Annotated in this window: 7 protein-coding genes; 4 read left to right on the forward strand and 3 right to left on the reverse strand. The window is 72.0% G+C overall.

The features are described 5' to 3' along the window. On the reverse strand, positions 1-500 hold a 500-nt coding region (locus G3I40_RS32380; RefSeq protein ID WP_275410256.1), incomplete at its 3' end, for an amidase family protein. Positions 501-545: 45 nt separating this feature from the next. Continuing rightward, entirely contained in the window at positions 546-1,535 is a 990-nt protein-coding gene (locus G3I40_RS32385; RefSeq protein WP_239092075.1) for a D-2-hydroxyacid dehydrogenase, read from the reverse strand. 260 nt (positions 1,536-1,795) lie between these two features. Here G3I40_RS32385 and G3I40_RS32390 point away from each other — a divergent pair, with 260 nt between their 5' ends. From G3I40_RS32390 to G3I40_RS32400, 3 genes are all read left to right on the forward strand, one after another. Next, on the forward strand, positions 1,796-2,653 hold the full coding sequence (locus tag G3I40_RS32390; RefSeq protein ID WP_164306186.1) for an aspartate/glutamate racemase family protein: 858 nt from the start codon (positions 1,796-1,798) through the stop codon (positions 2,651-2,653). 3 nt (positions 2,654-2,656) lie between these two features. Then, entirely contained in the window at positions 2,657-3,388 is a 732-nt protein-coding gene (locus G3I40_RS32395) for an aspartate/glutamate racemase family protein (protein WP_164306187.1), read from the forward strand. A gap of 94 nt (positions 3,389-3,482) precedes the next feature. Continuing rightward, positions 3,483-4,580, forward strand: a complete 1,098-nt coding sequence (locus G3I40_RS32400; RefSeq protein WP_164306188.1) for an LLM class flavin-dependent oxidoreductase — start codon at positions 3,483-3,485, stop codon at positions 4,578-4,580. Positions 4,581-4,791: 211 nt separating this feature from the next. Here G3I40_RS32400 and G3I40_RS32405 read toward each other — a convergent pair whose 3' ends face one another. Beyond that, entirely contained in the window at positions 4,792-5,208 is a 417-nt protein-coding gene (locus G3I40_RS32405) for a nuclear transport factor 2 family protein (protein WP_164306189.1), read from the reverse strand. An 85-nt stretch (positions 5,209-5,293) separates the two neighbouring features. Between G3I40_RS32405 and G3I40_RS32410 the strand changes: the two genes are divergently transcribed. Then, on the forward strand, positions 5,294-5,567 hold a 274-nt coding region (locus G3I40_RS32410; RefSeq protein WP_164306190.1), incomplete at its 3' end, for a LysR family transcriptional regulator.

The following is a 5,567-nucleotide window of genomic DNA, read 5'->3' on the forward strand; positions in this document are numbered from 1 at the left end:
ACCGCGACCGCCGCCGCGCTCCCGCCGCTCGAACCGCCGGCGGTGCGCGAGGTGTCGTACGGGTTGCGCGTCACCCCCGACAGCGGTGAGTCGGTGACGCCCTTCCAGCCGAACTCGGGGGTGGTGGTCCGCCCGACGAAGACGGCACCGTGCTCGCGCAAGCGCGCCACCGACGGCGCGTCCTCCGGCCAACTGCCCCCGGCCCGCACCGTCTTGGAGCCGCGAAGATTGGGCATGCCGCGCTGCAGCAGGATGTCCTTCACCGCGACCGGCACCCCGTCGACCAGGCCTTGTGGCTCCCCGCGCCGCCATCGCTGCGCACTGGCCCCGGCCGCGGCGAGCGCGCCCGGCGCGTCCACCCGCACGAACGCGTTCAGCGCGGACTCGCTCTCCTCGATCCGGGCGAGCACCGCCCGGGTGGCGTCGACCGGGCTGAACTCGCCCTTGCGGTAGCCGTCGAGAAGGTCCTGCGCGGTCAGTTGGGTGAGCTCGGTCGTCATCCGTCCTCCAGGCCATGGCGCGACGCCATGGATCAGCGTTCTGGATCAGTTCCCGGGGACATACCCACGTTTCTTGTCGACTACATTCGTCAGGGGCCGGCCGGCCTCCCAGCGGTCGTACAAGTCCACGAACTGGCGGCCCAGTTCGTCCCGCCAGCCGACCGTGTCCCCGCTCATGTGCGGCGAGACGATCAGCCCGGGGGCCGTCCACAGCGGGTTGTCCCGCGGCAGCGGCTCGTGCTCGAAGACGTCCAGCGCCGCGCCCGCGATCCACCGCTTGTGCAGGGCGTCCGCCAGGTCGCTCTCCACGACCAACTGCCCGCGCCCCACGTTGATGAAGCGGGCCGAGGGCTGCATCACGCCGAACCTGTGGGCGTCGAACATGCCGCGCGTGTCCTCGGTCAGCGGCGCCGCGCACACCACCCAGTCGGCGCGGCCCAGCAGCCGGTCGAGCTCGGCGGTGCCGTGGATCCCGGCCCGTGCGCGCCGCCCGACGAGGGCCGTGATCACGCCAAGTGCCTTGAGCTGCTTTACGATCGCCTGCCCGATGGGCCCGGATCCGACGACGCAGGCCCGCGTCCCCGCGATGCGCTGCGACTCGCGGTGGTGCCATTCGCCGGACGCCTGCAGGGCGAGCGTGCGCGGCAGGTCCTTGCCCATCGCGAGCACCAGCATGGCGACGTACTCGGCGATGGGCTGGTCGAAGATCCCTCGCGCGTTGGTCAACTCCGTATCGGAGCCGACGAGTTCCGGGAACATCAGCCGGTCCACGCCCGCGCTCGCCGTGTGCACCCAGCGCGGCCTCGGCCCCTCTCCCGGCCACGCGTCCCGCACCGCGTCGGAGAGGAAGTCCCAGACCAACAGGACGTCCGCCTGAGGAAGTTGGGCGCGCAGTTCGTCCGTGTCCGCGGCGTGCAGGACCCGGGCCCGGCCGGTGAGGCTGCCGAGCCGGGGCTGCGGGGCGGGCGGGGCGGCGTCCAGGACGAGGACGGTGGGGCGACCTTGACCGGATACGGCGGGGAAATCGTTTGGCAACGAAGGTCCGCTTTCCTTGTGGGGACAGGCTTGGCGACACGTCGGGAACGTCGTGATCATGGCGTGCGGACCGTCTCGCGGCATCCCATCTGACATGCGCGGATTGACCACGCTGGCACCTGAACCTACCTTCGTCAACAGGGGTACTTTTTTCCGTACGTTCCCCACTTCTCTTCGCTGTCCCGACGTCCCGGCGGCGGCCCCGCCGGCTCAAGCACCGCATCGGCATCATCACGTCAGCTGAACTTGGGGCATGCTCTATGGACGTCTCTTTCCTGGGGGGACCACAGCCGCAGCGCGGCGTCGGCGTCGTCGCACCGTTCGACTTCGCCCTCGATCGCGAGCTGTGGCGCTGGGTCCCCGACGAGATCTCCCTCCACCTCACCCGCACCCCGTTCGTCCCGGTCGAGGTCAGCCTCGACCTGGCGCGCCTGGTCAGCGAGCACGAGACGCTCGGCGAGGCAGTACGGGCGCTCGGCGCCGCCGAGCCGCAAGTCCTCGCGTACGCCTGTACGTCGGGCAGTTTCGTCGGCGGCATCGCGGGCGAGCGCGCGATGTGCGAGGCGATGCGCCGGGCCGGCACTGTGCCTTCTCGGGGGACGCCCCCCGAACCCCCGGTGCCGTCCCTCACCACGTCCGGCGCGCTCCTGGAGGCGCTCGCCGAACTGGGCGCCCGCCGCATCGCGCTGGTCACGCCCTACACCCAGTCGGTCACCGAATCGCTGGAGGACTACCTGGCCGAGGCCGGCATCACGGTCACCGGGCGCGCCTACCTCGGCCTGACCCGGCACATCTGGAAGGTCCCGTACCGGGACGTCGCGGCGATGGCCCGCGAGGCGGTGGGCGGGGCGGCCGACGCACTGTTCATCAGCTGCACGAACCTGCCCACGTACGACGTCATCCCGCAGTTGGAGGCGGAACTGCGGATGCCGGTGATCTCGGCCAACCAGGTCACGGTATGGGCAGCCCTGCGCCGAGTGGGTACGCGAGCGGTGGGCCCCTACCAGGCGCTGCTCGACCCGGCGGCGCGACGGCAGTGGCCCCTGCCGGACGACCAAGGGCTCCGGCCCGGACAAGGCCTGCCGGAACTGCCGGAGGGCCAGGAAGGGTGGGCATAGGACATGACCGCGCTCGGATTTCTCTACCCAGGACACTCCGCCGAGGACGACTATCCGCGCATCGAGATGCTGATCGACAGTGACATCCGGCTGCCCGTGGTCCACACGGACATCGGCGAGGACGCGCACCGCGTCGACGCGCTCCTCAAGATGGGCGCGGCCGAGCGGCTGTCCGCGGGCGTCGAGGAACTGCGGCTCTCCGGTGCGGAGGCGGTGGTTTGGGCGTGCACGTCCGCCAGCTTCGTCTTCGGCTGGGAGGGCGCGCACGACCAGGTCAGGACGCTGGCCCGGACCGCGGGCCTGCCCGCCTCCAGCACCTCGTTCGCCTTCGCCCACGCGCTGGGCGAACTCGGGGTGCGCCGGGTGGCCGTCGCCGCGACCTACCCGGCGGACGTCGCCGACCACTTCGCGACGTTCCTGAAGGCGGCCGGCGCCGAGGTCCTCTCGGTGCGCGGCAGCGGCATCATCACGGCCGCGGAGGTCGGCACCTGGGCCTGGGAGGAGGTCCTCGCGATGGCCCGGGCCGGCGACCACCCGGACGCGGAGGCGGTGCTCCTGCCCGACACGGCCCTGCACACGGCGGCGTACGTCCGCGACCTGGAACAGGAACTGGGCAAGCCGGTCCTCACCGCGAACCAGGTCACGGTGTGGGAGGCGCTGCGGCTGGTCGACCGCAGGGTGAACGTCCCCGCGCTGGGCGCCCTCTTCTCGAAGGAGCCGCCGGTCCAGGCGTAGCGCGGCGACAGGGGCCGGCACGGGGCGGAATAAAGCGGAGCCGTCCTCCGTTAAAACGGGGTCGAACGAGACCCACGTACCCAGGAGGACCCCCGTGCCGGCCACCCACGACGAGATCCGCGGCGCAGCCCACGGCACCGCACCGACCCCCCTCTCCGTCCTGGACCTGGTCACCGTAGGAGCGGGCCGCACCGCCACCCAGGCCCTGCGCACCAGCGTCGACATCGCCCGGCTCGCGGAGCGCCGCGGCTTCCACCGCTACTGGGTCGCCGAGCACCACTCGATGCCCGGCGTCGCCTCCAGCTCGCCCGCGGTGATCCTGGCCCACCTCGCCGCCCACACGGACCGGGTCCGCCTCGGCTCCGGCGGCGTCATGCTGCCCAACCACGCCCCGCTCGTCATCGCGGAGCAGTTCGGCACGCTGGAGGCGATGGCCCCCGGCCGCGTCGACCTCGGTCTCGGCCGCGCCCCCGGCACCGACGGCGCCACGGCGGCCGCCCTGCGCCGCACCGACCGGCTCAACGAAGGCGCCGACGACTTCCCGCAGCAGCTCGCCGAGCTGACCCGGTTCCTCGACGACGACTTCCCCGACGGCCACCCCTACTCCCGCATCCACGCGGTCCCCGGCCCGGTCCAGGCCACGTCGCCCGGCGGCGTGCAGGACCCGCACCGGCCGCCGGTCTGGCTGCTCGGCTCGTCCGGCTTCAGCGCCCGGCTGGCCGGCGTCCTCGGACTGCCGTTCGCCTTCGCGCACCACTTCTCGGCGCAGAACACCATCCCGGCCCTCGACCTGTACCGGGAGTCCTTCAAGCCGTCCGCGACCCTGGACGAGCCGTACGCGCTGATCGGCGTCTCCGCGCTCGCCACCGACGACGACGGCACCGAGGCCCGCCGCCAGGTGATGGCCGCGGCCCTCAACATGGTCCGCCTGCGCACCGGCCGCCCCGGGCTCGTCCCGACCCCGGAGGAGGCGGAGGCGCACCAGTTCAACGAGATGGAGCGGGACTTCATCAACTCCTGGAACGCGAACGTCATCCACGGCACCGTCGACGAGGTCCGCTCCGGCCTGAACGACCTGCAAAAGCGCACCGGCGCCGACGAGTTGATGCTCACGGCCAACGCCCACAGCGGCGACGTCCGGCTGCGTTCCTACGAACTCATCGCGGACGCCTACGGGTTGCCGCAGGCCTGACCCCGTACAGGAAGGCGCCGCCCCTCACCCGAGGGGCGGCGCCTTCCTTCGCGTACGAGACGGAGCGCTCACCGGCGCCGCGACGCCCTGCCCGGTCCGCGCCGCGATCGGCATGCCCGGCGAGACGGCCGCGGCGGCCACCACCGAGAGCGCCGTGAGCAGGAACGTGAAGCGACGCAGCCCGAAACTCGCCCATGTCGGGGCGAGTTGGTCATGAGAAATCCTTGCGGCAGCGGTAGTGGCGGGAGAAGAACGCGTCCGCCTGGGCCTGGTCCGCGGGGTACTTACGGATCTCGGTGATCCGTTCCCCGGCGCCGTCGGCGCCCGGCTCCACCCGGAAGAAGAGCACCCAGAGGGTGTCGAGCGTCCCGTCGACGGACCGGCAGCGGTGCACCTCGGTCACGTACGGAGCGGTGTACTCGCGGAAGAGGACGTCATTGCGGAACTCGGCCTCACCGAGCCGCTCGAAGTACGCGGCGATCTCGTCGGCGCCGTGCCGGGTGCCGGCCAGCGGGTGGTCGCCGGTGACGTGCCAGACGGCGTCGGGGGCGAGGATCTCGGTGCGCAGGGTGTGCGTATTGCCGGTCGCGTAGGCGGAGTAGAAGCGGTCGACGATGTCCTTCGTCATGCACAGAGCTTCCCGCTGCGGCCCGTTGCCGGTCCAATACCCCCGTCCATAACCGGGAGGCATGGCTCCTGCATAACCTGACGGCATGGACATCGACACCCGGCTCCTGCGCTACTTCACCGCCGTCGCGCAGGAGGGCCATCTGACCCGCGCCGCGGAGCGCCTCTTCATCTCGCAGCCCGCCCTGACCAAGCAGATCAGGCAGCTGGAGACCCTGCTGGATGTCGACCTGTTCACCCGTTCCCGCTCCGGGATGGCGCTCACCGACGCGGGCCGCGCGCTCGCCGCGCACACCCCGGCCGTCGTGGACGCCTGGGACACGGCGCTGCGCGAGACCCGGGGTGCCGCGAGCCGCGCCG

The sequence above is a fragment of the Streptomyces sp. SID14478 genome (genome assembly GCF_010548525.1).
GTDB lineage: Bacteria > Actinomycetota > Actinomycetes > Streptomycetales > Streptomycetaceae > Streptomyces.

Coding starts and splice junctions, on each gene's coding strand:
- G3I40_RS32390 (WP_164306186.1), top strand. CDS start 1,796: ATGGACGTCTCTTTCCTGGGGGGACCACAGCCGCAGCGCGGCGTCGGC.
- G3I40_RS32395 (WP_164306187.1), top strand. CDS start 2,657: ATGACCGCGCTCGGATTTCTCTACCCAGGACACTCCGCCGAGGACGAC.
- G3I40_RS32405 (WP_164306189.1), bottom strand. CDS start 5,208: ATGACGAAGGACATCGTCGACCGCTTCTACTCCGCCTACGCGACCGGC.